This is a genomic window from Streptomyces puniciscabiei, from assembly GCF_006715785.1.
Classification (GTDB): domain Bacteria; phylum Actinomycetota; class Actinomycetes; order Streptomycetales; family Streptomycetaceae; genus Streptomyces; species Streptomyces puniciscabiei.
This window is the reverse complement of sequence record NZ_VFNX01000001.1, coordinates 1,340,956-1,365,120: the sequence shown is the minus strand read 5'-3', so window position 1 is coordinate 1,365,120 and position 24,165 is coordinate 1,340,956. Positions and strand designations below refer to the sequence as shown.

Here is a 24,165-nt window from a genome sequence, read left to right as displayed (position 1 = left end):
GCTCCGATGGACACCGAAGCACAGCCGACGGAACGCGACCGCTCCTCCCACCCGGACTCCCCGGGGCCGGAGGGACGGTCGCGTTTCGCGTTGGTGGCGCGGATCGCCGACTGGCTGCCGGGCGGCCGGATGACCCTCACACTCATGCTCTGCCTGGCTTTTTTGCTCGTCCTCAACACTTTCGTGGTGCAACCGTTCCAGATTCCGAGCGGATCCATGGAACAGGGCTTGAGGATCGGGGACCGCGTTCTCGTAAATAAGTTGGCGTACCGTTTCGGTGCCCAGCCGCGCCGCGGCGACGTGATCGTGTTCGACGGCACGGGGTATTTCGGGGACGCCGACTACATCAAGCGCGTGGTCGGTGTGGGGGGAGACCATGTGGTCTGCTGCGACAAGCAGGGGAGGATCGAGGTGAACGGCCGCGCCGTCGACGAGTCGGCGTTCCTCCATCCCGGGGACAGCCCCTCCAGCGTGCCCTTCGACGTCGCCGTACCCGCCGGCCGTCTGTTCGTCCTCGGTGACCACCGCAGCGACTCCAGCGACTCCCGCGACCACCTCGGCTCGCCCGGCGGCGGCATGATCCCGGTCGGCGACGTCATCGGCCGCGCCGACTGGATCCTGTGGCCGTACGACCACTTCACGCACCTGACGCGGCCCTCCGCCTACGCGCGCGTGCCCACCCCGGGGGGCGCGCATGGGTAACCGCGGCAAACCGCGCGGGGTGCCGAGCAACCCCGCCGACAATCTGCTGCCCACCGGATCGCGCCGCACCTCCGCGCCCGGCGGCGGCCGCACGCGCGCGGAGCGGCGGAAACTCCAGCGCAAGGTCAAACGCAAGCGCAGGCGTTCAGCCGTTCGGGAGATCCCTCTTCTCGTCGGCGTGGCCGTCCTCATAGCACTCGTCCTGAAGACCTTCCTCGTCCAGGCGTTCGTGATCCCGTCCGGCTCGATGGAGCAGACGATCCGGATCGGCGACCGCGTCCTGGTCGACAAGCTGACCCCGTGGTTCGGCGCCAAGCCGCAGCGCGGGGACGTCGTCGTCTTCCACGACCCGGGCGGCTGGCTGGCCGACGAGCAGACGGCCACGAAGCACGACCCGGTCGTCGTCAAACAGCTCAAGGAAGGCCTCACCTTCATCGGCCTGCTGCCCTCCGACAACGAGAAGGACCTGATCAAGCGGGTCATCGGGGTCGGCGGCGACCACGTCAAGTGCTGTGACAAGCAAGGCCGGGTCACCGTCAACGGCGTACCGCTCACCGAAGGGGACTACGTCTATCCGGGTGACGCCCCGTCCGCCCAGCCCTTCGACATCACCGTCCCCCAGGGCCGGCTGTGGGTCATGGGCGACCACCGGGGCAACTCCGCGGACTCCCGTTTCCACCAGAACACCCCGTACGGCGGAACGGTGTCCGAGGAATCCGTGGTCGGCCGAGCCGTCGCGATCGGCTGGCCGATCGGCCACTGGACACGCCTGCAGGAACCTAAAACCTTCGCAAGCGTCGCCGACTCCGCGTCGGGTGCGACCGCCGGTCCCCCGCTGTCGCATAGGGTTGCCCCCGAGAATCCGAACAGAACGACCCAGCTCCCGACCCCTGCGGAACTCCCGCTCGTTATGGGAGTGGTGGGCCTGCGTCGAATGTGGGGCAGGCGGCGGCACAGAGTAAGGAGTTGGCGTGGGGGATGTGGCGGTTGGCGCACGGTCGGGGCACGACGGCGAGGAGCACCGCGGGCACCCCGTGGAAGACAACGCCCCCGTGCCGGACGGCGCCATGACCTCCGGGAATGACGCGGCGGGCGACGAGGGCACGCCGGACGACAGGCAGCGGCCGAGGACCGAGGGCGCGGGTGCGGGCGAGGCCGCGAACCGGCCGAAGAAGCCACGCTCCTTCTGGAAGGAGCTGCCGATCCTCGTGGTCATCGCGCTGGTGCTGGCGCTGCTGATCAAGACGTTCCTGGTGCAGGCGTTCTCGATCCCGTCCGCCTCGATGCAGAACACCCTCCAGGTGGGTGACCGCGTCCTGGTCGACAAGCTCACCCCGTGGTTCGGCTCCAAGCCCGAGCGCGGCGAGGTCGTGGTCTTCCACGACCCGGACGACTGGCTGGCGGGCGAACCGGCACCGAGCCCGAACGCCGTGCAGAAGGTCCTCAGCTGGATCGGTCTCATGCCGTCCGCCAACGAGAAGGACCTCATCAAGCGCGTGATCGGCGTGGGCGGCGACACGGTCCAGTGCAAGGGCAGCGGCCCGCTGCTGGTCAACGGCCACGCCCTGAACGAGCCGTACGTCTACCCCGGCAACACGCCGTGCACCGACGACGAGCTGGGCGGCCAGTTCAAGGTGACGGTCCCCAAGGGCTACATCTGGGTGATGGGCGACCACCGCCAGAACTCCCGCGACTCGCGCTACAACCAGTCCGACAAGCACCACGGCATGGTCCCGGTCAGTGACGTCGTGGGCCGCGCGATCGTCAAGGCCTGGCCGATCACCCGCTGGGGCACCCTGCCGATCCCGGACACCTTCGACCAGCCCGGCATCAACCAGCAGACCTCGGCGTCCGCCGCCCTGACGGTGGCCCCGCAGGGCGTGGCCGTCGCCGCGGTACTGCCGCTCGCGGTGTGGCGGCGCCGGCGCGCGGTGGAGTGGAAGCGCCGCTGAGGCGTCGGGCGGGCAGAGCCCCCTGGCGGGTCCGGGGCGGAACCCCAGGGAGAGCAGGTCGACGGGGGTGGGCAAGCCCAGGTACCGCCGGGTAGGGTCCGCTTCCATGAGTGGTGAGCGCAGGCAAGGGCTCGGACAGCGCCTGTCCGGAGTGGCCGTGGCACTGGGACTGGTGCTGTTCCTCGGCGGATTCGCCTGGGCGGCGGTGACCTACCGGCCGTACACCGTGCCCACCAGCTCCATGACGCCCACGATCGACGCCGGGGACCGGGTGCTGGCGCAGAAGGTCGACGGCGGTCAGGTCAAGCGCGGGGACGTCGTCGTCTTCGAGGACAAGAGCTGGGTCACCAACGCCAAGGTGGTCAAGCGCGTGGTCGCGGTCGGCGGCGACACCGTCTCCTGCTGCACGAACGGCAAGCTGACCGTCAACGGCAAGCAGATCGACGAGCCCTATCTGCCCGAGGGCAGCCTGGCCGAGGTCAAGAACTTCCCGACGGTGACCGTCCCCCAGGGCCGCCTGTTCCTCCTCGGTGACGAGCGCCAGGGGTCCCTGGACTCCACGGCTCACCTCACCGACGCGGCCAAGGGCACCGTCTCCCGCGACGCCGTGATCGCCCGCGTGGACGCGGTCATCTGGCCGTGGAAGGGCTCGCTCAAGCGCCCCACCGGCTTCGAGGCCCTGGGCAGCCTCTCCCGGCCCGGGCCGTTGTCCACGATCGAGCTGCTGATCGTGGCCGGTGCCGTCCTCGTCCTGGCCGGTGGCGCCTACGGCCCGATCGCGGGGCGCATGAGCCGCTCCCGCGCGCGTGCCGCCCGCCCGGAGGCGGCCGGTGTCCGCTGAGGCCACGCGGACCGGCGAGGACTCGTACGAGGGCGGGCTGCGCAAGGTGGCCCGGGTGGTCCTGCTCGACCCGGAGGACCGCATCCTGCTGCTGCACGGCCATGAGCCGGACGATCCGGCCGACGACTGGTGGTTCACCCCCGGCGGCGGTCTGGAGGGCGCCGAGACGCGCGAGGAGGCCGCGCTCAGGGAACTCGCCGAGGAGACCGGCATCACCGACGTCGAGCTCGGCCCGGTGCTGTGGCGCCGTATCTGCTCCTTCCCGTTCGCCGGCCGCCGCTGGGACCAGGACGAGTGGTACTACCTGGCCCGTACGACGCAGACGGCCACCGCGGCGCAGGGGCTCACGGAGCTGGAGCGACGCAGTGTCGCCGGAGCGCGTTGGTGGACGTGTCAGGAACTGACCCGGGCACATGAGACGGTGTATCCGACCAGACTCGCCGAGCTGCTGCGCACGCTGCTCGACGAAGGTCCCCCGGACAGTCCTGTGACCCTCGATGCGGAAATCGTCTGAGGGCCCGTCGGACTGGCGCACAATGGGGGGATCGCACGGCTGAAGGGGAACATGCCATGAGCGCCGAGGACCTCGAGAAGTACGAGACCGAGATGGAGCTGAAGCTCTACCGGGAGTACCGAGATGTCGTCGGTCTGTTCAAATACGTGATCGAGACCGAGCGGCGTTTCTACCTCACGAACGACTACGAGATGCAGGTGCACTCGGTGCAGGGTGAGGTGTTTTTCGAGGTGTCGATGGCGGATGCCTGGGTCTGGGACATGTACCGGCCGGCGCGCTTCGTGAAGCAGGTGCGGGTCCTCACGTTCAAGGACGTGAACATCGAGGAGCTGAACAAGAGCGACCTGGAGCTTCCGGGCGGGTGACGGAGTTTTCCACAACCGCCGGGTTGTCCACCAAGATCAACAACTTGGGGCGGGATGCGTGACGGTTGGCGCCGGAGGTGGTGCCGACATGAGCAACGCACGCAGTGCACTCGGCAAGTACGGCGAGGACCTGGCCGCCCGGCGGCTCGCCGCGGCCGGAATGACCATCCTGGAGCGCAACTGGCGCAACGGCCGTTCCGGCGAGATCGACATCGTCGCGCGCGACGGTGACGCGCTCGTCGTCTGCGAGGTGAAGACCCGCACGGGCGGCGACTACGAACACCCCATGGCCGCGGTGACCCCCGAGAAGGCGGCCAGGCTGCGCGAGCTGGCCGAGCACTGGATCCAGGCCCACGGCGGGGCCCCGCCGGGCGGCGTCCGCATCGACCTGATCGGCGTCCTGCTGCCCCACCGCGGAGCCCCGTCCGTCGAGCACGCACGGGGGGTGGCCTGAATGGGATTCGCCCGCACCTGCTCCGTCGCCCTGGTCGGCGTCGAGGGAGTCGTCGTCGAGGTCCAGGCCGACCTGGAACCCGGCGTCGCCGCCTTCACCCTGGTGGGCCTCCCGGACAAGAGCCTGACGGAGAGCAGGGACCGGGTCCGGGCGGCGGTGGTGAACTCGGGCGGCGAGTGGCCGCAGAAGAAGCTCACCGTCGGCCTCAGCCCGGCGTCGGTGCCCAAAGCCGGTTCCGGTTTCGACCTGGCCGTCGCCTGCGCCGTGCTCGGCGCCGCCGAGCGGATCGATCCGCGTGTCCTCGCGGACATCGTCATGATCGGGGAGCTGGGCCTGGACGGCCGGGTCCGACCGGTCCGCGGCATTCTCCCGGCCGTCCTCGCCGCCGCCGACGCGGGCTACGAACAGGTCGTCGTACCCGAGTGCGCCGCCGCCGAGGCCTCGCTGGTCCCGGGCGTCTCCGTGCTGGGCGTCCGCAGTCTGCGACAGCTCATCGCGGTCCTCACCGACGAGCCCGTCCCCGACGAGGAACCGGACGGACAAGGCCGCCCGGACCCCCTCCTGGCCGGTCTGCGCGTGCCGGGCACGGGCGCGGCCACCGGCATGCACAGCGTCGGCGCCGCGCAGCACGGACACGATCACGACCTGGCGGACGTCGTGGGCCAGACCTCGGCCCGTACGGCCGTGGAGGTGGCCGCCGCCGGTGGACACCACCTGTTCCTCGAGGGCCCGCCCGGCGCGGGCAAGACGATGCTCGCCGAGCGGCTGCCCGCCGTCCTTCCCCGGCTCGCCCGGGAGGAGTCGCTGGAGGTCACGGCGGTGCATTCGGTGGCCGGGCTGCTGCCGCCGGGCAAGCCGCTCATCGACGTGGCTCCCTACTGCGCCCCGCACCACTCGGCCACCATGCAGTCGCTCGTCGGCGGAGGCCCCGGCGTCCCACGGCCCGGGGCGGTCTCCCTCGCCCATCGCGGCGTGCTGTTCCTGGACGAGGCGCCCGAGTTCCACAGCCAGACCCTGGACGCCCTGCGACAGCCGCTGGAGTCGGGCCACGTCGTGATCGCACGCAGCGCCGGTGTCGTCCGCTTTCCGGCCCGCTTCCTCATGGTGCTGGCGGCCAATCCCTGCCCCTGTGGACGCTTCTCGCAACGCGACTCCCTGTGCGAGTGCCCGCCGTCGGCGATCCGCCGCTACCAGTCCCGGCTCTCCGGTCCGCTGCTGGACCGGGTGGACCTGCGCGTCGAGGTGGATCCGGTCACCCGGGCCGAGCTCACCGAACCAGGCGCCCGGGGCGAATCCACGGCTACCGTGGCCGAGCGGGTACGGCAGGCCCGCGCGCGCACGGCGGCCCGCCTGGCCGGAACCCCCTGGCGCACCAACAGCGAGGTCCCCGGCCGGGAACTGCGCAGTCGCTACCAGCCCGTCGCCGGCGCGATGGACGAGGCCGAGCGCAACCTCGAGCGGGGTGTGCTCACGGCCCGGGGCATCGACCGGGTCCTGCGCGTCGCCTGGACGGTCGCCGACCTCGTCGGACACGACCGCCCGGACGCCACCGACGTCGCCCTGGCCCTGCAATTGCGCACCGGAGTACCACGAGGGGTGCCGATGGCCATCGGGGCGCCGGCATGACCCCGGTCGAGGACCCCGGAGAAGAGCTGCTCGGGCGGGTCTTTCTCGCTCGGGTGATCGAGCCGGGGGACGAGGTCGGCGGGCGGTGGGTTCGGGAGTTCGGGGTGGGGGAGGTGGTGCGGAGGCTGAAGGAGGGGGCGCCGGGCCTGCCGGGGGTGAGTGAGGTGCGGTGGGGCGGGCTGGCCGCCCGGGCTCGGCGGGTCGCGCCGGAGCGGGATCTCGCCGTGGCCGGGCAGGCCGGTGCGCGGTTCGTGGTTCCCGGGGACGCCGAGTGGCCCGGACAGCTCGACGACCTGGGGGATGCCCGGCCGATCGGACTGTGGGTGCGGGGGCGGCCCAGCCTGCGCATGTGGGCGCTGCGGTCGGTGGCCGTGGTGGGCGCCCGGGCCTGCACCGAGTACGGCACCCACGTCGCCGCCACCCTCGCCGGAGGCCTCGCCGAGCGGGGCTGGGTGGTGGTCTCGGGCGGCGCGTACGGCATCGACGGCGCCGCCCACCGAGGCGCCCTGGCCGCACGCGGAGCCACCGTCGCCGTCCTGGCCTGCGGTGTCGACCGGCCGTACCCGCGCGGCCACGCCGCCCTGATCGAGCGGATCGCGGAACAGGGACTGGTGGTGGGCGAGTTGCCCCCGGGCGACCATCCGACGCCCAGCCGGTTCATCCTCCGCAACCGCGTCATCGCCGCGCTGACCAGGGGCACCGTCGTCGTGGAGGCCGCCTGCCGCAGCGGCTCGCTGGCCACCGCGCGGGCGGCCGGCCGCCTCGGACGGTTCACCATGGGTGTCCCCGGACCCGTCACCAGCGCCCTCTCCGCCGGCGTGCACGAACTGCTGCGCGGAGAGGCGACCCTCGTCACCGACGCCGCGGAAGTCGTCGAACTGGTCGGTGACATGGGAGAACTCGCGCCGGCCCGGCGAGGCCCCGTGCTCCCGCGCGACCTCCTGGAACCCGCCGCCCGTGCCGTCCTCGCCGCCCTGCCCGGCCACCGCGCGGCCGGCGTCGAGGAGATCGCGCTCGGCACGCCGACCACCCGGGACGAGGCGATCGCGAAACTGTACGAACTCCGAGCACTTGGGTACGTCGAACGACATGGCGACGGCTGGAAGTTGACACGCCAGGCGGTGATGTCGGTCCGTAGCGGTCACGGTCCGTGCTGACCGAGCGTGTTCGGCCGTCCGGGGGAACCTCCGACGCCCTTGAGGTTTCCAGGAGTTGACGCTCGGGCCGGTCACGCAGAGCGAGCTGCGAAACCCGCGCGCGAGGCCGGTGGAAGCGCCCCGCGCACGGGTGGAGCCTCTCTGTTCGCACACCGCGACACCTCAGTCACGCTACGCTCACGAAGGCGCCCACACAGAACGCGCCAACTCGACACCAGACCGACAGCTCACCCAGGCAGCCCACATCGCCCCACCGACCCCACCACCCATCACTTCGCAGCGATTCACAGCACTTCACGGCAGAACGGCACAAGGCGACGAATGCCCCAGCACACCTCCGGGTCCGACCGGGCGGCGATCCCCCCAGCCGCCCGCGACGGTGGCAGCGAGCGGCCGCCGGCTCCCTCGACGCTCGACGAGCTGTGGCGGTCGTACAAGGCGACGGGGGACGACCGGCTGCGGGAGCAGCTGATCCTGCACTACTCGCCGCTCGTGAAATACGTGGCCGGCCGGGTGAGCGTCGGCCTGCCGCCCAACGTCGAGCAGGCCGACTTCGTCTCCTCCGGCGTCTTCGGGCTGATCGACGCGATCGAGAAGTTCGACATCGACCGGGAGATCAAGTTCGAGACGTACGCGATCACCCGGATCCGGGGCGCGATGATCGACGAGCTGCGGGCGCTGGACTGGATCCCGCGGTCCGTGCGGCAGAAGGCGCGCAACGTGGAGCGGGCGTACGCCACCCTGGAGGCGCGGCTGCGGCGCACCCCGAGCGAGGGCGAGGTTGCCGCCGAACTGGGCATGGAGGTCGACGAACTGCACGCCGTGTTCAGCCAGTTGTCGCTGGCCAACGTGGTCGCCCTGGAGGAGCTGCTGCACGTCGGCAGCGAGGGCGGGGACCGGCTCAGCCTCATGGACACGCTGGAGGACACCGCCGCGGACAACCCCGTGGAGATCGCCGAGGACCGGGAGCTGCGCCGCTTCCTGGCGCGGGCGATCAACACGCTGCCCGAGCGGGAGAAGACCGTGGTCACCCTGTACTACTACGAGGGGCTCACCCTCGCCGAGATCGGCAACGTCCTCGGCGTCACCGAGAGCCGGGTCAGCCAGATCCACACCAAGTCGGTGCTGCAGCTGCGGGCCAAGCTGGCGAGCTTCGGACGGTGACCGCCCGGGTCCGGGCACCCGGATCGGTGGTTCGGGTGGTGCGGCCGGCGCCATGGGGGCAAGCGGCTCCCCTTCGGGTGGGGGCGTCCGTAAAGTGGTTGACGTGCCAAGGATTCGAGCGGCCTCCGTGGCCGAGCACCGGTCGATGCAGCGAGCCGCCCTGCTGGACGCGGCTCGGTCGTTGCTGTCCGAGGGCGGGACGGAAGCGCTGACGTTTCCCGCGCTGGCCGAGCGGACCGGGCTGGCGCGGTCGTCCGTGTACGAGTACTTCCGGTCGCGGGCCGCGGTGGTCGAGGAGCTGTGCGAGGTCGACTTCCCGCTGTGGGCGGCGGAGGTGGCGGCCGCGATGGAGCGGGCCGGGACCGCCGAGGGCAAGGTCGAGGCGTATGTGCGGCAGCAGCTGGCGCTGGTCGGCGACCGGCGGCATCGCGCGGTCGTCGCCATCTCCGCGAGTGAACTGGACGCCGGGGCGCGGGAGAAGATCCGGGCGGCGCACGGCGGACTCGTCGCGATGATCGCGGAGGCGCTCGGGGAGATGGGGCATGCGCAGCCTCGGCTGGCGGCGATGTTGCTGCAGGGGGTCGTGGATGCGGCGGTCCGCCGTATCGAGCTCGGTGCGGCGGAGGACCCCGCGGTCGTGACGGACGCGGCGGTGGCCATGGCGCTGCGGGGTGTGAAGGGCTGACGCCCGCTGCCGCTGGGCGGGTGGGTCGCCTGCCGGCGCCGGAAGGGTGCCGCTGCGCCCACCCGTGCCGCCCAGCGGCCCGGCTGCCCGGCTACGACGGCAGCGGTACCCCCAGCACCGGCAGTAGCCGCGGTGGCCCCCTGTGCAGGAGCCAGGGCGGCAGCAGGGACAAGGGGTCGAGGTAGGTCCTGCCCCGGAGCAAACCCCAGTGGACGCATGTCGTGGGGCAGTGGGAGGCGGGCGCCGGTTCCACCGTGCCCACCGCCTCTCCCGCGGCCACCTCGTCCCCCTTGTGGACCAACGCGGTCACCGGCTCGTACGTCGTACGAAGATCCGTTCCCGTGAGGTCGACCGAGACGACCCCGCGCCCCGCCACCCGGCCCGCGAAGGACACCCGGCCCGGGGCGACCGCCCGTACCCCGGAACCGGCCGGTGCTGCCAGGTCCACGCCCCGGTGACCGGGGCCGTACACCGTGGCCGGTGGCTCCCAGCCGCGTAACACCAGGGGACGGACGCCCACCGGCCAGGTGCGCGCGATGGCCGGGACCGGGGCCGGAGGGGGCGGCGCGGGAGCCGGAGACGGGGCGTCCGCCCAGGACCGGCAGGGGAGCAGTGCGGCCAGGGCCAGGCCGAGGAACAGAACCGTCGACAGCAGGACATATCGCAGGGGTGCTCGCATACGACCACCGTCCCGCACCCCCGCCGATCACCGCCGGAGGCTGTGCACAACCCACCGGTTGTGGACAGCGGCGTCACCCGGTGCCCCGGCGGTCCCGTACACTTCTTCTGGCGATCCGGGTCACCGGGTCGACTTCGCACGCCCCGACACCAGGCCGTCAAGCGGTCGGTGTCAGCGCCTCTCGGTCCCTTGTGGCAAGGCGCGTCGCGGGCGTCAGGCGCGGGAGCCGTCCGGCATCCGCGGCACAACCGAGAAACTCAAGGAGATACGGCCATGGCCGTCGTCACGATGCGGGAGCTGCTGGAGAGCGGCGTCCACTTCGGTCACCAGACCCGTCGCTGGAACCCGAAGATGAAGCGCTTCATCTTCACCGAGCGCAACGGCATCTACATCATCGACCTGCTCCAGTCGCTGTCGTACATCGACCGCGCCTACGAGTTCGTCAAGGAGACCGTCGCCCACGGCGGCACGGTCATGTTCGTCGGCACCAAGAAGCAGGCGCAGGAGGCCATCGCCGAGCAGGCCACCCGCGTCGGCATGCCCTACGTCAACCAGCGCTGGCTGGGCGGCATGCTCACCAACTTCTCGACCGTCTACAAGCGTCTGCAGCGCCTGAAGGAGCTCGAGCAGATCGACTTCGAGGACGTCGCCGCGTCCGGTCTGACCAAGAAGGAGCTTCTCGTGCTCTCGCGCGAGAAGGCCAAGCTGGAGAAGACCCTCGGCGGTATCCGCGAGATGCAGAAGGTGCCCAGCGCCGTCTGGATCGTGGACACCAAGAAGGAGCACATCGCCGTCGGTGAGGCCCGGAAGCTGAACATTCCGGTCGTCGCGATCCTCGACACCAACTGCGACCCCGACGAGGTCGACTACAAGATCCCGGGCAACGACGACGCGATCCGCTCCGTCACCCTGCTCACCCGTGTGATCGCCGACGCCGTCGCCGAGGGCCTCATCGCCCGCTCCGGCGTCGCCACCGGCGAGAAGGGCGAGAAGGCCGCGGGCGAGCCGCTCGCCGAGTGGGAGCGCGACCTGCTCGAGGGTGAGAAGAAGGAAGAGGCTCCGGCCGCCGAGGCCACCGAGGCTGCTCCGGCCGCCGAGGCCGCTCCGGCCGAGGAGAAGGCCGCCGAGGGCGAGCAGGCCTGACGCACGCGTTGACGGCGGGGGCGGCACTGCATCCAGCAGCGCCTCCGGCGCGGTGAAGTCCGCTCCCGCTGTTCACCCGTAGGTCGGCGCGCAGTCAGCGGTCCGCGCTCACATGTGGACCGCAGACCGTACCGATCTCCGATCACCCAAGACTTCGAGAAAGACTCACAGACTCATGGCGAACTACACCGCCGCCGACGTCAAGAAGCTCCGTGAGCTCACCGGCGCCGGCATGATGGACTGCAAGAAGGCGCTGGACGAGGCCGAGGGCAACGTCGAGAAGGCCGTCGAGGCGCTGCGCATCAAGGGCCAGAAGGGCGTCGCCAAGCGCGAGGGCCGCTCCGCCGAGAACGGCGCCGTGGTCTCCATCATCGCCGACGACAACTCCTCCGGCGTCCTGGTCGAGCTGAAGTGCGAGACGGACTTCGTCGCCAAGGGCGAGAAGTTCCAGGCCGTCGCCAACAAGATCGCCGAGCACGTCGCCGCGACGTCCCCGGCCGACCTCGAGGCCCTGCTCGCCTCCGAGATCGAGCCCGGCAAGACCGTCCAGGCGTTCGTGGACGAGGCCAACGCCAACCTCGGCGAGAAGATCGTCCTGGACCGCTTCGCGCAGTTCTCCGACGGCTTCGTGCTCGCCTACATGCACCGCACCATGCCCGACCTGCCCCCGCAGATCGGTGTCCTGGTCGAGCTCGACAAGCCGAACGCCGAGGTCGCCAAGGGCGTCGCCCAGCACATCGCCGCCTTCGCGCCGAAGTACCTCTCCAAGGAGGACGTCCCGGCCGACGTCGTCGAGTCCGAGCGTCGCATCGCCGAGGAGACCACCCGCGCCGAGGGCAAGCCCGAGGCCGCGATCGCCAAGATCGTCGAGGGTCGTCTCAACGGCTTCTTCAAGGACGCCACGCTGCTCGGCCAGCCGTACGCGCTCGACAACAAGAAGTCGGTCCAGAAGGTGCTGGACGAGGCTGGTGTCACCCTGAAGCGCTTCTCGCGCATCAAGGTCGGCATCTGAGCCCGTTCCGCGATCGACGCGCGACCCGCGGGGAATTCTCGGTAGGGTCGACAGCAGTCGTCCGCGCACACCGCCACACCCAGGGGTGGGGCGGACGGCAGCAGATCTGACGAGGAGGCCATTGCCGCGCATGGGAGCGAAAAGCGACCCCACCGGCAATGGCCTTCTTCGTATGTGCAACACGTGAAAGAGGCGGGATCTCCCATGACCACCAAGGCCCAGAAGAGCGACGACGGCAAAGTACGCGGCCGGTTTCTGCTGAAGCTGTCCGGAGAGGCCTTCTCCGGTGGCGGGGGCCTGGGCGTGGACCCGGACGTGGTGCACAAGATCGCCCGTGAGATCGCGGCCGTGGTACGGGACGGCGCGCAGATCGCGGTCGTCATCGGCGGCGGCAACTTCTTCCGCGGTGCCGAACTCCAGCAGCGCGGCATGGACCGCGCCCGCTCCGACTACATGGGCATGCTCGGCACCGTCATGAACTGCCTCGCCCTCCAGGACTTCCTGGAGAAGGAGGGCATCGACAGCCGGGTGCAGACCGCCATCACCATGGGCCAGGTCGCGGAGCCGTACATTCCGCTGCGCGCCGTGCGCCACCTGGAGAAGGGCCGTGTGGTCATCTTCGGCGCCGGTATGGGCATGCCGTACTTCTCCACCGACACCACCGCCGCCCAGCGCGCCCTGGAGATCGACGCCGAGGCGCTGCTCATGGGCAAGAACGGCGTGGACGGGGTCTACGACTCCGACCCCAAGGCCAACCCGGACGCCGTCAAGTTCGACGCTCTCGGCTACGGCGAGGTCATCACCCGCGACCTCAAGGTCGCCGACGCCACGGCCATCACGCTGTGCCGCGACAACAAGCTTCCGATCCTCGTCTTCGAGCTTCTCGCGGAGGGCAATATCGCCCGGGCCGTCAAGGGTGAGAAGATCGGCACGCTGGTGGGTGACCACGGCAGCCGGGACTGACCCGGCATCAACCCGGCCGGTGGCGCGCGGCCCCGTAAGGGGGCCGGACCCTGGCCGGGGGATGGACAATGTCCTGCCGGTCGGGAACCGTGCAGGAAGAAGACGCGACGCAGCCGGCCGCCGACCGCTTCAGGAACCGCAGCCGGGCCTTACTCAAGACACGCAGGAGCAAGTGGTGATCGAAGAGACCCTCCTCGAGGCCGAGGAGAAGATGGAGAAGGCCGTCGTGGTCGCCAAGGAGGACTTCGCCGCGATCCGCACCGGCCGTGCGCACCCGGCGATGTTCAACAAGATCGTGGCCGACTACTACGGTGCCCCGACGCCGATCAACCAGCTGGCCTCGTTCTCCGTGCCGGAGCCGCGCATGGCGGTCGTCACCCCGTTCGACAAGAGCGCGCTGCGCAACATCGAGCAGGCGATCCGCGACTCCGACCTGGGCGTCAACCCCAGCAACGACGGCAACATCATCCGGGTGGTGTTCCCCGAACTGACCGAGGAGCGCCGCCGCGACTACATCAAGGTCGCCAAGGGCAAGGCCGAGGACGCGCGCGTGTCCATCCGCTCCGTGCGCCGCAAGGCCAAGGAAGCCCTCGACAAGCTCGTCAAGGACGGCGAGGTCGGCGAGGACGAGGGCCGCCGCGCGGAGAAGGAGCTCGACGACACCACGCACAAGTACGTCGCGCAGGTGGACGAGCTCCTGAAGCACAAGGAAGCGGAGCTGCTCGAAGTCTGATGAGCGACTCTTCCTGGGGGGCGCCGCCAGCGGCGGGCCAGGCCGGGTACTGGGGGCCCGCCGGGGGCGGGCCTGCCCAGCCTGTCCCGGGGGCCGTCCCGGCGGGTCCCGCGTACGATGCGCCAGAGGCGCAGCAGACTCGCCCCATGCCCGTCGTGCCCGACGAAGCCGTGTACGGCGCGGAGCGGGGTGGCGACCTAGGGGCCGCCCGGCGGGGCGGCCCCTTGTTCCAGGAATTCCAGGACGAGTTCCGCCCCGAGCCCCAGCAGGCCCGCGCCCTCCAGGCCGAGAACCAGAATCCGGAGCCCATGCCCGACGCCCACCAGCCGGCCCCAGCGCCGCAGAAGAAGAGCGCGGGCCGTGACCTGAGCGCGGCCATAGGCGTCGGGGTCGGGCTCGGTGTGGTGATCATCGCCTCCCTGTTCATCGAGAAGGCCGTCTTCGTCGGCGTGATCGCGGTCGCCGTCGTCGTCGGCCTGTGGGAGCTGACCAGCAGGCTGCGGGAGCGCAAGGAGATCAAGGCGCCGCTGGTGCCGCTCGCGGTCGGCGGTGCGGCGATGGTGGTCGCCGGGTACGTCAGCGGCGCCGAGGGCGCATGGGTGGCCATGGCGTTGACGGCCCTCGCCGCCTTGGTCTGGCGCATGACGGAGTCGCCGGAGGGCTATCTCAAGGACGTCACGGCAGGCGTCTTCGCGGCCTTCTACGTACCCTTCCTGGCCACGTTCGTGGCGATGATGCTGACGGCCGAGGACGGCCCCTGGCGGGTGCTCACCTTCCTCCTCCTGACGGTGGTCAGCGACACCGGCGCGTACGCGGTCGGCTGGCGTTTCGGCAGGCACAAGCTGGCCCCGCGCATCAGCCCCGGCAAGACCCGCGAGGGCCTGCTGGGCGCGGTGCTGTTCGCGATGGCCGCCGGCGCGCTGTGCATGCAGTTCCTGATCGACGACGGCATCTGGTGGCAGGGCCTGCTGCTGGGCCTCGCGGTCGCGGCCAGCGCCACGCTGGGCGACCTCGGCGAATCCATGATCAAGCGCGACCTGGGCATCAAGGACATGGGCACCTTGCTCCCCGGCCACGGAGGCATCATGGACCGCCTGGACTCCCTCCTCCCGACGGCGCCGGTGGTGTGGCTGCTGATGGTGGTGTTCGTCGGCTCGGCGTGAGTGCGGCTTGTGGGTCTCGTGCCTGATGGAGGGCGGGCTCAGCCGTCTCGGTGGCGTGAGCGGTGTGTCGTGCGGCTTGTGGGTCCTCGCCCGGGCAGGGGGAGGGCCCGTCGGCGTGTGGTCGTGCGGGGTCCGGGGTGGGACGATTCTGGTGGTGAGCCCTCTATTCGGAGAAGGAGGGTGTTATGGCCGCCTTCCATGAAGAGATCGACGTCGACCGGTCTCCCGGCGAGGTCTGGGCGTATCTCAGTGACCCGTCCCACCTGCCGGAGTGGCAGAAGAGCGCGGTGTCGGTCGAGCAGCTCGACGACAGCCCCTTCGGGCTCGGATCCCGGATCCGGATCACCCGGCACGTCGGCCGCCGCGACGTCCCGCTGACCATGCGGGTCACCGAGTTCGAGCCGCCGCGCGCATGGAGCATGCGGGGCACGGACGGCCCGGTCCGGGGCCGGGTGCACGGCGAGGTCACCCCGCTCCCGGACGGCCGTACGCGCGTGACGATGGACCTGGACTTCGAGGGCCACGGTCTCGGCAGGGTGCTGGTCCCTCTCGTCGTACGGCCCCAGGTCCGCAAGGAGCTGCCGGAGAACGAGCGGCTGCTCAAGGAGTGCCTCGAGCGCACCGCCGGCTAGCGGGAAGGGCCCTTCACGTGGCCCGGATCGCCGCGATGTCGAACTGGAGGCGGACCTTCTCGCTCACCATGGACCCGCCCTGGGCCAGCCGGGCGTCGTAGGTCAGCCCCCAGTCGGAGCGGTTGATGGTGGTGGTGCCGTCGAAGCCGACCCGCTCGTCACCGAACGCGTCGATGACATGACCGATGTAGGTGAGCTCCAGGTCGACGGGGCGGGTGGTGTCCTTGATCGTGAGATCGCCGGTCATACGGTAGAGGTCCTGGCCCGCGAGCTGTACGGCGGTGCTCGTGAAGGTCATCCGCGGATAGCTGCCGGAGTCCAGGAACTGCCGGCCGATCACATGCGCGTCGCGCTGTTCGACACCGGTGTCCACGCTCGCGGTGTACAGCACGATGTCGGCCCGGGAGCGAGCGGGGTCGCGGCCGTCGAAGTAGAGCCGGCTCTCGTACTGCGTGAACGCGCCGCGCACCGTCGTCACCATCGCGTGCCGCACGGAGAACCCGATCCTGCTGTGTGCCGGATCGATCAGCCACTCGCCGGTGAGACCCGCCAGCTCGGGATCGGGCAGAACGGCGGTGGCGCTGGCTCGCGGTGCGGCGATCGCCACGGGAGCGGCGGTCGGCTGGGCGCGCCGCTGGAAGGAGTTGCGGCCGAAAAGGTTCATACCTCATGTGGTTACGTCAGGCCAAGGGGCGGGACAAGGCCCGATCAGGAAACCCGACCGTTCGTCAGGAGAACTTCACAGCTCACCGCCCGTATCCGGGCCCTCACATGAGCACATCGTGGCCACCCGGTCCGGCCGATTTTCGGCGTTAATGCCCCAAATTAGGGTGTTGACGTCATGTCTGCGGCATATGACGATATGCGGAATACGAGCGCCGACCCGTCGCCCTGTGAACCGTGCGGCGCTCCCGTCTCGGCCCGAAGGAGGGCGGCATGAAGACGTTCCGGAGGCACATCCCGGGCAAGAAATCGGCGGTGGCGGCAATGGTCCTCGGGGCGATCGTCCTGATCGCTCCGACCGCGACCGCCGCCACCGAGAGTCCGAAGCCCCAGAGCCCCGGCTTCGGCCAGTGCGTCCACAGCGCTGGTCCGGCCGGGCGCTATTACTACCCGGGCTATGCCAACGTCCCCTGCATCTGAGTGGCGCATCGAGGAGGGCTCGGTCCCGTTCGCCGAGTCCTTCTCGTGTGGCGGGGCGTCGGCTGGACCTGGGGGGATCAGCGCCAGGCTGCCGAGCCTGTTGCTGGCGCCCCACCCCGTCCTCATGATCTGACGGCAGCGCGGGACGACCGCTGACGACCGCCGTGGCCGGCGACGGCCTGTGATCAGGCATTTTCGACACCATGCGCCAGCGGTCAGAGTACGATGAAAAGGTGTAAACCTCGCGTAGTCACCCCTCCAATCGGATGCAGTGCCTGCGGGAGGCGCGGGCCGCAAGGAGCAGGGCATGATCCATTCAGCCGATATCCGCGAGTGGCGCAACCGGGACGTGATCGATCCCAAGGGGCACAAGATCGGAGCGCTGGAAGCGGTCTACGTGGACACCACCACCGACGCGCCGACCATGGCCACCGTCCGTACCGGCCTGCCGACTCGGCACCGACTGGTCTTCGTGCCCCTCGACGAAGCAACGCTGGGCCCCGGCTACGTAAGGGTGGCGCACGGGAGAGGGCTGGTGAGGAAGGCACCGTCCATAGGCATGGATGACGTCCTGCCGGTCGAGCGGGAAGAAGAGGTCTTCAAACACTACGAGAGGCCTTACGAGCGCGGTAAGGGGCGCCGCCTCGCACGCCGCTGACCGGCCGAGGCTTGAGGATGTGCTGACCATGGCGCTTTTCCTGTTCCTGATCCTCGCGGCCATCGTCCTGGGAATCATCGGCACGGTGGCGGCGGGGCTGTCGTACCTCCTGATCATCGGCATCGTGGTCTTCGTGGCAGACCTCGTCCTGTTCGGTGTGCGCTGGTCCCGGCGCTCTCATCGGCACTTCGTCCGGTGATGCCACCGCTGTTGGCCTGCGGCAGCGCACTCAGCGCTTGAAGGAACCCTTGGTCTGTTCTTTCGCGGCCCGCATCTTGCCCCGTGATTCGAGAGCGGCGCCTTTCGCCGCGAGGGTCTCTTTGTGCACCGCGTGGGCCGCCTTCCGCACGGTCATTCCGACGATCTGTTCGGCCTTTGCCTTGGCCCGTTCTCCGGCGCTCATCTCGGTACCTCCCGTGGGATCTCACTGGCCGTGTGCCCCTTGAGGCACGAGGCGAAGCCACCTTGTGGGTCGTGTTGAGCTCCCTCGGCCGGGCCGTCGCTGGGCCGTCCGAAGCCACTCAGTCACGACTGGTAGCGACTACTGACGACAGTCGTAAGGTGCGACGGCCGCAGGCCACCCATGTGGATCTGCGACACTGGTAACGCCATGCCTAAGCCCGGAGAACTCACTTTCGTCGCCCCCCGCGGAGCCAAGAAGCCGCCGCGGCACCTTGCCGATCTCACGCCCGCCGAACGCAAGGACGCGGTGGCCGAGATCGGCGAGAAGCCGTTCCGTGCCAAGCAGCTCTCGCAGCACTACTTCGCGCGGTACGCGCACGACCCGGAGCAGTGGACCGACATCCCCGCCGGATCGCGCGGCAAGCTGCAGGAAGCGCTGTTCCCGGAGCTGATGACCGTCGTCCGGCATCTGTCGACCGACGAGGGGACCACCCGCAAGACGCTGTGGCGGCTGTTCGACGGGACCCTTGTCGAGTCCGTGCTCATGCGGTACCCGGACCGGGTCACCATGTGCATCAGCTCGCAGGCGGGGTGCGGGATGAACTGCCCGTTCTGCGCGACCGGGCAGGCGGGGCTGGACCGGAATCTGTCCACCGCCGAGATCGTCCACCAGATCGTGGACGGAATGCGGGCGCTGAGGGACGGGGAAGTCCCCGGAGGCCCTGCCCGGCTCTCCAACATCGTCTTCATGGGCATGGGCGAGCCGCTCGCCAACTACAAGCGGGTGGTCAACGCCATCCGGGCGCTCACCGACCCGGCTCCCGATGGGCTCGGGCTGTCCCAGCGCGGGATCACCGTGTCCACCGTGGGGCTCGTGCCGGCCATCCACCGGTTCGCCGACGAGGGCTTCAAGTGCCGGCTCGCGATCTCCCTGCACGCCCCCGACGACGAACTGCGCGACACCCTCGTGCCCGTGAACACGCGCTGGAAGGTGCGCGAGGTGCTGGACGCCGGGTTCGAGTACGTCGAGAAGAGCGGGCGCCGGCTGTCCATCGAGTACGCGCTCATCCGGGACATCAACGACCAGGCGTGGCGGGGGGATCGCCTCGGGAGGCTGCTCAGGGGCAAGCCCGTGCACGTCAATCTCATTCCGCTGAACCCGACGCCGGGCTCGAAGTGGACCGCCTCGCGGCCCGAGGACGAGAAGGCGTTCGTGGAGGCCATCGCCGCCCATGGTGTGCCGGTCACCATCCGGGACACCCGTGGCCAGGAGATCGACGGGGCCTGTGGTCAGCTGGCGGCCACCGAGCGGTAATCTGACCACCGTCCATCACATCTTCATATTCCGACAGGGGAGCGCCACAGCGCTGAGAGTGCGGCGGACAGGGCCGCAGACCCTCTGAACCTCGCCCAGGTCATTCTGGGTAGGGAGTTCGGTCATCACTCAAGCTGTTGCGCCCTGCCCGGGTCTCCCCAGCGGAGCCCGGGCAGGGCCGCGTCTCTTCCTGGCCAACCCCAGGAGGACATCCAGTGCAGAACAAGACGTTCGTGGCCGTGGCGGTCGGGCTCGGCCTGATCGCGCTGTCCGCGTGCGGTTCCGGCGGCGGCACCAAGCCGTCCTCGGACTCCAGGACCGTGACGCTCGTCAGCCACAACTCGTGGGCCGTGTCCAAGAGCGTGCTCAAGGACTTCGAGAAGAAGACCGGGTACAAGGTCCGCAACCTCCAGGACGGCGACGCCGGGCAGGCCGTCAACAAGGCCATCCTGACCAAGGACAACCCGCAGGGCGACGTCTTCTTCGGCGTCGACAACACCCTGCTCTCCCGCGCCCTCGACAACGGCCTCTTCCAGCCGTACACGGCCAAGGGCCTCGACAAGACCGGCGCCCAGTACCAGCTCGACCAGGCCAAGCACCGGGTCACGCCCGTCGACTACGGCGACATCTGCGTCAACTACGACAAGAAGTACTTCGCCGACCACCACCTCACCCCGCCGCAGTCCTTCGCGGACCTCGCCAAGCCCGAGTACAAGAACCTCCTCGTCACCGAGAACGCCGCCACCTCCTCGCCCGGGCTCGGCTTCCTGCTCGGCAGCGCGGCCCAGTTCGGGGACAACGGGTGGCAGGGCTACTGGAAGAAGCTCAAGGCCAACGGCGTCAAGGTCGTCGACGGCTGGGACCAGGCCTACTACCAGGAGTTCTCGGGTTCGTCGGAGGGCAGGAAGGCCGGCGGTGACCGGCCGCTGGTGGTGTCGTACGCCTCCTCCCCGCCCGCCGAGGTCATCTACGCCAAGAAGCGGCCCAGCACGGCCCCGACCGGGGTGTCGTACGGCACCTGCTTCCGGCAGATCGAGTTCGCCGGGCTGCTCAGCAACGCCAGGAACCCCAAGGGCGCCAAGGCGTTCATCGACTTCCTGGTCTCCAAGGAGTTCCAGGAGGACATGCCGCTGAACATGTTCGTCTACCCGGTGCTGCAGGGCGCGAAGGTCCCCGCCGAGTTCACCCAGTACGGCAAGGCCGCCGAGCACCCCGAGACCATGGCCCCCGGCAGGATCGCCGCCAACCGTGACCAGTGGGTCAAGTCGTGGACCTCGCTCGTACTGAAGTAGTCCCCCGCACGAGGGACTGGCGCGGGAGCGCGGCGCGGCTCGGGCTGCTGGCCCTGCCCGTCGCGTTCTTCGCGCTGTTCTTCGCCTGGCCCGTGGCCGCGATCGTCACGCGCGGGCTGAAGGTGGACGGCGCCTGGCGGCTGGGGCGGATCGCGGACGTCGTCGCGCAGCCGGACATCCGGCACGTGCTGTGGTTCACCACCTGGCAGGCGCTCGCCTCCACCGCGCTCACCCTGCTGCTCGCGCTGCCCGCCGCCCATGTCTTCGCCCGCCTCGACTTCCCGGGCAAGCAGGTGCTGCGGGCCGTCGTCACCGTCCCGTTCGTGCTGCCGACCGTCGTCGCCGGCAGCGCGTTCCTCGCCCTCGTCGGGCACGGCGGGCTGCTGGACGAGCTGTGGGGCGTACGGCTGGACACCACGGTGTGGGCCATCCTGCTGGCCCATGTCTTCTTCAACTACGCGGTCGTCGTACGGACCGTCGGCGGGCTGTGGTCCCAGCTCGACCCCCGCCAGGAGGAGGCGGCCCGGATGCTCGGCGCGTCACCGTGGCGGGCCTGGCGGAAGGTGACGCTGCCCGCCCTCGCGCCCGCCGTGGCCGCCGCCGCGCTGATGGTGTTCCTGTTCACCTTCACCTCCTTCGGCGTCGTGCAGATCCTCGGCGGCCCCACCTTCTCCACCCTGGAAGTGGAGATCTACCGGCAGACCTCCGAGGTCTTCGACCTCTCCACGGCCGCCGTCCTCACCCTCGTCCAGTTCGCCGCCGTCGGCGCGATCCTCGCCGTGCACGCGTGGACGGTACGGCGCCGGGAGAGCGCGCTGCGGCTGGTCGACCCCGCGGTGACCGCCCGCCGCCCGCGCGGCGCCGGGCAGTGGGCCCTGCTCGCCGGTGTCCTCGCCACCATCGCGCTGCTCCTCGTGCTGCCGCTCGCCGTCCTCGTCCAGCGCTCCCTGGACGCGCCCGGATTCGGCTACTACCGGGCGCTCACGAACGCCGACGGCGGTACGTTCCTGGTGGCGCCCGTGCACGCGGTGTGGACCTCGCTGCAGTACGCCGTCGCCGCCACCGCCATCGCCGTCGTGATCGGAGGTCTCGCCGCCGCCGCGCTGGCCCGCCGGGACGCCGGACGGCTGGTCCGGGGCTTCGACGCGCTGCTGATGCTGCCGCTCGGCGTATCCGCGGTGACCGTCGGCTTCGGCTTCCTGATCGCCCTCGACAAGCCGCCGCTGGACCTCAGGCAGTCCTGGATCCTCGTCCCGCTCGCCCAGGCGCTGGTCGGCGCCCCCTTCGTCGTACGGACCATGCTGCCGGTGCTGCGCGCGGTGGACGGACGGCTGCGGGAGGCCGCCGCGGTGCTCGGGGCCTCGCCCTGGCGGGTGTGGCGGGAGGTGGATCTGCCGTTGGTGCGGCGGGCGCTGCTGGTCGCGGCCGGGTTCGCGTTCGCCGTCTCGCTCGGCGAGTTCGGGGCGACGGTGTTCATCGCCCGGCCCGACAACCCGACGCTCCCGGTCGCCGTGGCCCGGCTGCTCAGCCGCCCCGGAGACCTCAACTACGGCCAGGCGATGGCCCTTTCGACCATCCTGATGGTGGTGTGCGCCGCCGCCCTGCTGCTCCTGGAGCGACTGCGCACCGACCGCACGGGGGAGTTCTAGATGCCGACGGTGGAGTTCTGATGCTGCTGACCGGACGGATGGGTGCCCGATGCTGCTGAGCCTGGATGCCGCGACCGTGCGCTTCGGCGGGCGGGCCGCGCTCGACGCGGTCGATCTGGACGTCGCCGAGCACGAGGTGGTGTGTGTGCTGGGCCCCAGCGGCAGCGGGAAGTCGACCCTGCTGCGGGCCGTCGCCGGGCTTCAACCCCTGTCGGACGGACGGGTGTTGCTCGACGGCCGCGACCAGTCGGGGGTGCCCGCGCACCGGCGGGGCGTCGGCCTGATGTTCCAGGACCACCAGCTCTTCCCGCAGCGGGACGTCGGCGCGAACGTGGCGTTCGGACTGCGCATGCACGGCGTCGCCAAGGGCGAACGGGACACAGAGGTGGGGCAGTTGCTGGACCTCGTCGGGCTCCCCGGGGCCGGCCGGCGGGCCGTGGCCTCCCTGTCCGGCGGCGAGCAGCAGCGCGTGGCCCTCGCCCGGGCGCTGGCGCCCCGGCCCCGGCTGCTCATGCTCGACGAACCGCTCGGCCAGCTCGACCGCTCCCTGCGGGAACGCCTGGTGGTCGAGCTGCGGGAGCTCTTCGGCCGGTTGGGTACGACCGTGCTCGCCGTCACCCACGACCAGGGCGAGGCGTTCGCGCTGGCCGACCGGGTGGTGGTGATGCGGGACGGGCGGATCGCACAGTCCGGTACGCCGCTTCAGGTGTGGCAGCGGCCCGCCGACGCGTTCGTGGCACGCTTCCTCGGCTTCGACAACGTGGTCCCCGCGACCGTCGCGGGGACGGCCGCCGACAGCCCCTGGGGCAAGCTGCCGGTCCCCGACGGCTCCCCGCAGGGCGCGCGCACCCTCCTGGTCCGGCCCGCCGGGGTGCGGCTCGTGGCGGCCGACACCGGCCTGCCGTGCACGGTGACCGCCCGCACCTTCAAGGGCACCCATGTGGCCGTCCACCTCCAGCCCGCCGACGGGCCGCGCCTGGAGGCGGCCTGCGCGCTGCGGGAGGCACCCGAGGCCGGGGACGGGGTCGGCGTGGAGTTCGACGCGGCCGAAATCGTCGTACTCGACTGATCACCGGCCCCTTAGGGTGAGCCCATGACGCTCCTCGCGCATGATCGCTACTGTGACGAAATCGCCCACCAGCTGGGCCGGTTCCGGTCCCTGGTGACCTCCGGCGCCGATCTGTCGGCCACCGTGCCGACCTGCCCCGAGTGGACCCTGGAACGGCTCGTACGGCACACGGGCGGCGCCCTGCGCTGGGTGGCCACGCAGGTCCGGCTCCGGGCCCAGGACATGGTGCCGCGCGAGCAGGTGCCGCTCGGTGACGGGCCGGAGGCCGAGGGGGACGCGCCGGCCCTCGACGCATGGCTCGCGGAGACCGGCGAGCTGGTCGTCGGGGCGCTGCGCGAGGCCGGTCCCGAGGCCAAGGTGTGGTCCTGGACCGGCGCGGCCACGAGCGGGTTCTGGACCCGCCGGATGACCCACGAGATCACCATCCACCGCGCGGACGCCGCGCGCACCGTCGGCGCGCCCTACGAGGTCGCCCCCGAGATCGCCGCCGACACACTGGACGAGTGGCTGGAAATCGTGGAGTGGGCGCAGCGCAGCGGGGTGAAGGGGGAGGCGAAGGAGCTGCGCGGGCCGGGCCGCAGCATCCATCTGCACGCCACCGACGCCGACCCGTCCCTGAACGCCGAGTGGCTGATCGAGCTGGGCGAGGACGGAGTCACCTGGCGGCGCGGCCACGAGAAGGCCACGGTCGCCCTGCGCGGCCCGCTCACCTCGGTGCTGCTGGCCTTCTACCGGCGGCTGCCGCTGGACACGCCGGGGCTCGACGTGCTGGGCGAGCGGGAGTTGCTGGAGTTCTGGCTGGAGCGGACCGGCTTCTGATTCCCGGCCGCCGTGCACGACCGCGGCCCGTCC

28 protein-coding genes are annotated in these 24,165 nt (G+C 70.6%); 25 read left to right on the top strand and 3 right to left on the bottom strand.

Annotated features, from left to right (window positions below):
• Window positions 1–6: 6 nt before the first annotated feature.
• From lepB (FB563_RS06035) to FB563_RS05985, 11 genes are all read left to right on the top strand, one after another.
• Window positions 7–702 carry a signal peptidase I gene (lepB, locus tag FB563_RS06035; protein ID WP_055704360.1) on the top strand — a complete coding sequence of 232 codons (696 nt, stop codon included), beginning with the start codon at window positions 7–9 and terminating at the stop codon, window positions 700–702.
• The gene (gene lepB / locus FB563_RS06030) at window positions 695–1,786 is read left to right on the top strand and encodes a signal peptidase I (RefSeq protein ID WP_055704361.1); all 1,092 of its coding nucleotides are present in this window, start codon (window positions 695–697) and stop codon (window positions 1,784–1,786) included. The genes lepB (FB563_RS06035) and lepB (FB563_RS06030) overlap by 8 nt, the downstream gene beginning before the upstream one ends.
• Window positions 1,674–2,654 (top strand): signal peptidase I, encoded by a 981-nt coding sequence (lepB, locus tag FB563_RS06025; RefSeq protein WP_199832722.1) that lies wholly within the window; start codon window positions 1,674–1,676, stop codon window positions 2,652–2,654. The genes lepB (FB563_RS06030) and lepB (FB563_RS06025) overlap by 113 nt, the downstream gene beginning before the upstream one ends.
• Before the next feature lie 106 nt (window positions 2,655–2,760).
• A complete protein-coding gene (gene lepB / locus FB563_RS06020; RefSeq protein ID WP_055704362.1) occupies window positions 2,761–3,495 on the top strand; it encodes a signal peptidase I in 735 nt (244 codons plus the stop codon).
• Window positions 3,485–4,009 (top strand): NUDIX hydrolase, encoded by a 525-nt coding sequence (locus FB563_RS06015; protein WP_055704369.1) that lies wholly within the window; start codon window positions 3,485–3,487, stop codon window positions 4,007–4,009. The genes lepB (FB563_RS06020) and FB563_RS06015 overlap by 11 nt, the downstream gene beginning before the upstream one ends.
• Before the next feature lie 56 nt (window positions 4,010–4,065).
• Window positions 4,066–4,374, top strand: a complete 309-nt coding sequence (locus tag FB563_RS06010) for a DUF2469 domain-containing protein (protein WP_003965949.1) — start codon at window positions 4,066–4,068, stop codon at window positions 4,372–4,374.
• Window positions 4,375–4,432: 58 nt separating this feature from the next.
• Entirely contained in the window at window positions 4,433–4,828 is a 396-nt protein-coding gene (locus FB563_RS06005; RefSeq protein WP_107100519.1) for a YraN family protein, read from the top strand.
• Window positions 4,829–6,454 carry a YifB family Mg chelatase-like AAA ATPase gene (locus FB563_RS06000; RefSeq protein WP_055704364.1) on the top strand — a complete coding sequence of 542 codons (1,626 nt, stop codon included), beginning with the start codon at window positions 4,829–4,831 and terminating at the stop codon, window positions 6,452–6,454.
• Entirely contained in the window at window positions 6,451–7,611 is a 1,161-nt protein-coding gene (gene dprA, locus FB563_RS05995; protein WP_142218525.1) for a DNA-processing protein DprA, read from the top strand. The genes FB563_RS06000 and dprA overlap by 4 nt, the downstream gene beginning before the upstream one ends.
• A 321-nt stretch (window positions 7,612–7,932) precedes the next feature.
• Complete coding sequence (whiG, locus tag FB563_RS05990) at window positions 7,933–8,775, top strand: RNA polymerase sigma factor WhiG (RefSeq protein ID WP_055706850.1); 843 nt, start codon at window positions 7,933–7,935, stop codon at window positions 8,773–8,775.
• 127 nt (window positions 8,776–8,902) lie between these two features.
• Complete coding sequence (locus FB563_RS05985; protein WP_055706849.1) at window positions 8,903–9,460, top strand: TetR/AcrR family transcriptional regulator; 558 nt, start codon at window positions 8,903–8,905, stop codon at window positions 9,458–9,460.
• A 91-nt stretch (window positions 9,461–9,551) separates the two neighbouring features.
• Here the strand turns inward: FB563_RS05985 and FB563_RS05980 are convergent, their stop codons facing one another.
• The gene (locus FB563_RS05980) at window positions 9,552–10,139 is read right to left on the bottom strand and encodes a M23 family metallopeptidase (RefSeq protein ID WP_055706848.1); all 588 of its coding nucleotides are present in this window, start codon (window positions 10,137–10,139) and stop codon (window positions 9,552–9,554) included.
• A 273-nt stretch (window positions 10,140–10,412) separates the two neighbouring features.
• On the opposite strand from FB563_RS05980, the gene rpsB reads away from it, so the two are divergent.
• From rpsB to FB563_RS05950, 6 genes are all read left to right on the top strand, one after another.
• Window positions 10,413–11,282: a 30S ribosomal protein S2 gene (gene rpsB, locus FB563_RS05975; protein ID WP_055706847.1), complete on the top strand. Its 870-nt coding sequence runs from the start codon at window positions 10,413–10,415 to the stop codon at window positions 11,280–11,282.
• A gap of 175 nt (window positions 11,283–11,457) precedes the next feature.
• The gene (gene tsf / locus FB563_RS05970; protein ID WP_055706846.1) at window positions 11,458–12,294 is read left to right on the top strand and encodes a translation elongation factor Ts; all 837 of its coding nucleotides are present in this window, start codon (window positions 11,458–11,460) and stop codon (window positions 12,292–12,294) included.
• A 204-nt stretch (window positions 12,295–12,498) separates the two neighbouring features.
• On the top strand, window positions 12,499–13,257 hold the full coding sequence (gene pyrH / locus FB563_RS05965; RefSeq protein WP_055706845.1) for a UMP kinase: 759 nt from the start codon (window positions 12,499–12,501) through the stop codon (window positions 13,255–13,257).
• Between the two features lie 175 nt (window positions 13,258–13,432).
• Window positions 13,433–13,990 (top strand): ribosome recycling factor, encoded by a 558-nt coding sequence (frr, locus tag FB563_RS05960; RefSeq protein WP_055706853.1) that lies wholly within the window; start codon window positions 13,433–13,435, stop codon window positions 13,988–13,990.
• Complete coding sequence (locus FB563_RS05955) at window positions 13,990–15,153, top strand: phosphatidate cytidylyltransferase (protein WP_079048823.1); 1,164 nt, start codon at window positions 13,990–13,992, stop codon at window positions 15,151–15,153. The genes frr and FB563_RS05955 overlap by 1 nt, the downstream gene beginning before the upstream one ends.
• A 185-nt stretch (window positions 15,154–15,338) precedes the next feature.
• Window positions 15,339–15,785, top strand: coding sequence for an SRPBCC family protein (locus FB563_RS05950; RefSeq protein WP_055706844.1), 447 nt, complete (start codon window positions 15,339–15,341; stop codon window positions 15,783–15,785).
• 13 nt (window positions 15,786–15,798) lie between these two features.
• Here the strand turns inward: FB563_RS05950 and FB563_RS05945 are convergent, their stop codons facing one another.
• Window positions 15,799–16,449 (bottom strand): YceI family protein, encoded by a 651-nt coding sequence (locus FB563_RS05945; RefSeq protein ID WP_055706843.1) that lies wholly within the window; start codon window positions 16,447–16,449, stop codon window positions 15,799–15,801.
• Window positions 16,450–16,721: 272 nt separating this feature from the next.
• Here FB563_RS05945 and FB563_RS05940 point away from each other — a divergent pair, with 272 nt between their 5' ends.
• From FB563_RS05940 to FB563_RS42790, 3 genes are all read left to right on the top strand, one after another.
• Window positions 16,722–16,928, top strand: a complete 207-nt coding sequence (locus tag FB563_RS05940; protein ID WP_055706842.1) for a hypothetical protein — start codon at window positions 16,722–16,724, stop codon at window positions 16,926–16,928.
• A 307-nt stretch (window positions 16,929–17,235) separates the two neighbouring features.
• Window positions 17,236–17,586: a PRC-barrel domain-containing protein gene (locus FB563_RS05935; protein WP_055706841.1), complete on the top strand. Its 351-nt coding sequence runs from the start codon at window positions 17,236–17,238 to the stop codon at window positions 17,584–17,586.
• A 28-nt stretch (window positions 17,587–17,614) separates the two neighbouring features.
• The gene (locus FB563_RS42790; protein ID WP_167528467.1) at window positions 17,615–17,785 is read left to right on the top strand and encodes a hypothetical protein; all 171 of its coding nucleotides are present in this window, start codon (window positions 17,615–17,617) and stop codon (window positions 17,783–17,785) included.
• 30 nt (window positions 17,786–17,815) lie between these two features.
• On the opposite strand, the gene FB563_RS42785 is transcribed toward FB563_RS42790, so the two are convergent.
• Window positions 17,816–17,989, bottom strand: coding sequence for a hypothetical protein (locus FB563_RS42785; protein WP_167528466.1), 174 nt, complete (start codon window positions 17,987–17,989; stop codon window positions 17,816–17,818).
• A gap of 207 nt (window positions 17,990–18,196) precedes the next feature.
• Between FB563_RS42785 and rlmN the strand changes: the two genes are divergently transcribed.
• The 5 genes from rlmN to FB563_RS05910 all read left to right on the top strand — a co-directional run bounded on the left by rlmN (window position 18,197) and on the right by FB563_RS05910 (window position 24,132).
• Complete coding sequence (gene rlmN / locus FB563_RS05930) at window positions 18,197–19,303, top strand: dual-specificity RNA methyltransferase RlmN (protein ID WP_055706840.1); 1,107 nt, start codon at window positions 18,197–18,199, stop codon at window positions 19,301–19,303.
• Between the two features lie 215 nt (window positions 19,304–19,518).
• Window positions 19,519–20,595 carry a thiamine ABC transporter substrate-binding protein gene (locus FB563_RS05925; protein WP_055706839.1) on the top strand — a complete coding sequence of 359 codons (1,077 nt, stop codon included), beginning with the start codon at window positions 19,519–19,521 and terminating at the stop codon, window positions 20,593–20,595.
• Window positions 20,596–20,642: 47 nt separating this feature from the next.
• Entirely contained in the window at window positions 20,643–22,244 is a 1,602-nt protein-coding gene (locus tag FB563_RS05920) for an ABC transporter permease (protein WP_055706851.1), read from the top strand.
• Between the two features lie 49 nt (window positions 22,245–22,293).
• Window positions 22,294–23,313 carry an ABC transporter ATP-binding protein gene (locus tag FB563_RS05915; protein WP_055706838.1) on the top strand — a complete coding sequence of 340 codons (1,020 nt, stop codon included), beginning with the start codon at window positions 22,294–22,296 and terminating at the stop codon, window positions 23,311–23,313.
• A gap of 24 nt (window positions 23,314–23,337) precedes the next feature.
• Complete coding sequence (locus FB563_RS05910) at window positions 23,338–24,132, top strand: maleylpyruvate isomerase family mycothiol-dependent enzyme (protein ID WP_055706837.1); 795 nt, start codon at window positions 23,338–23,340, stop codon at window positions 24,130–24,132.
• Window positions 24,133–24,165: the final 33 nt, after the last annotated feature.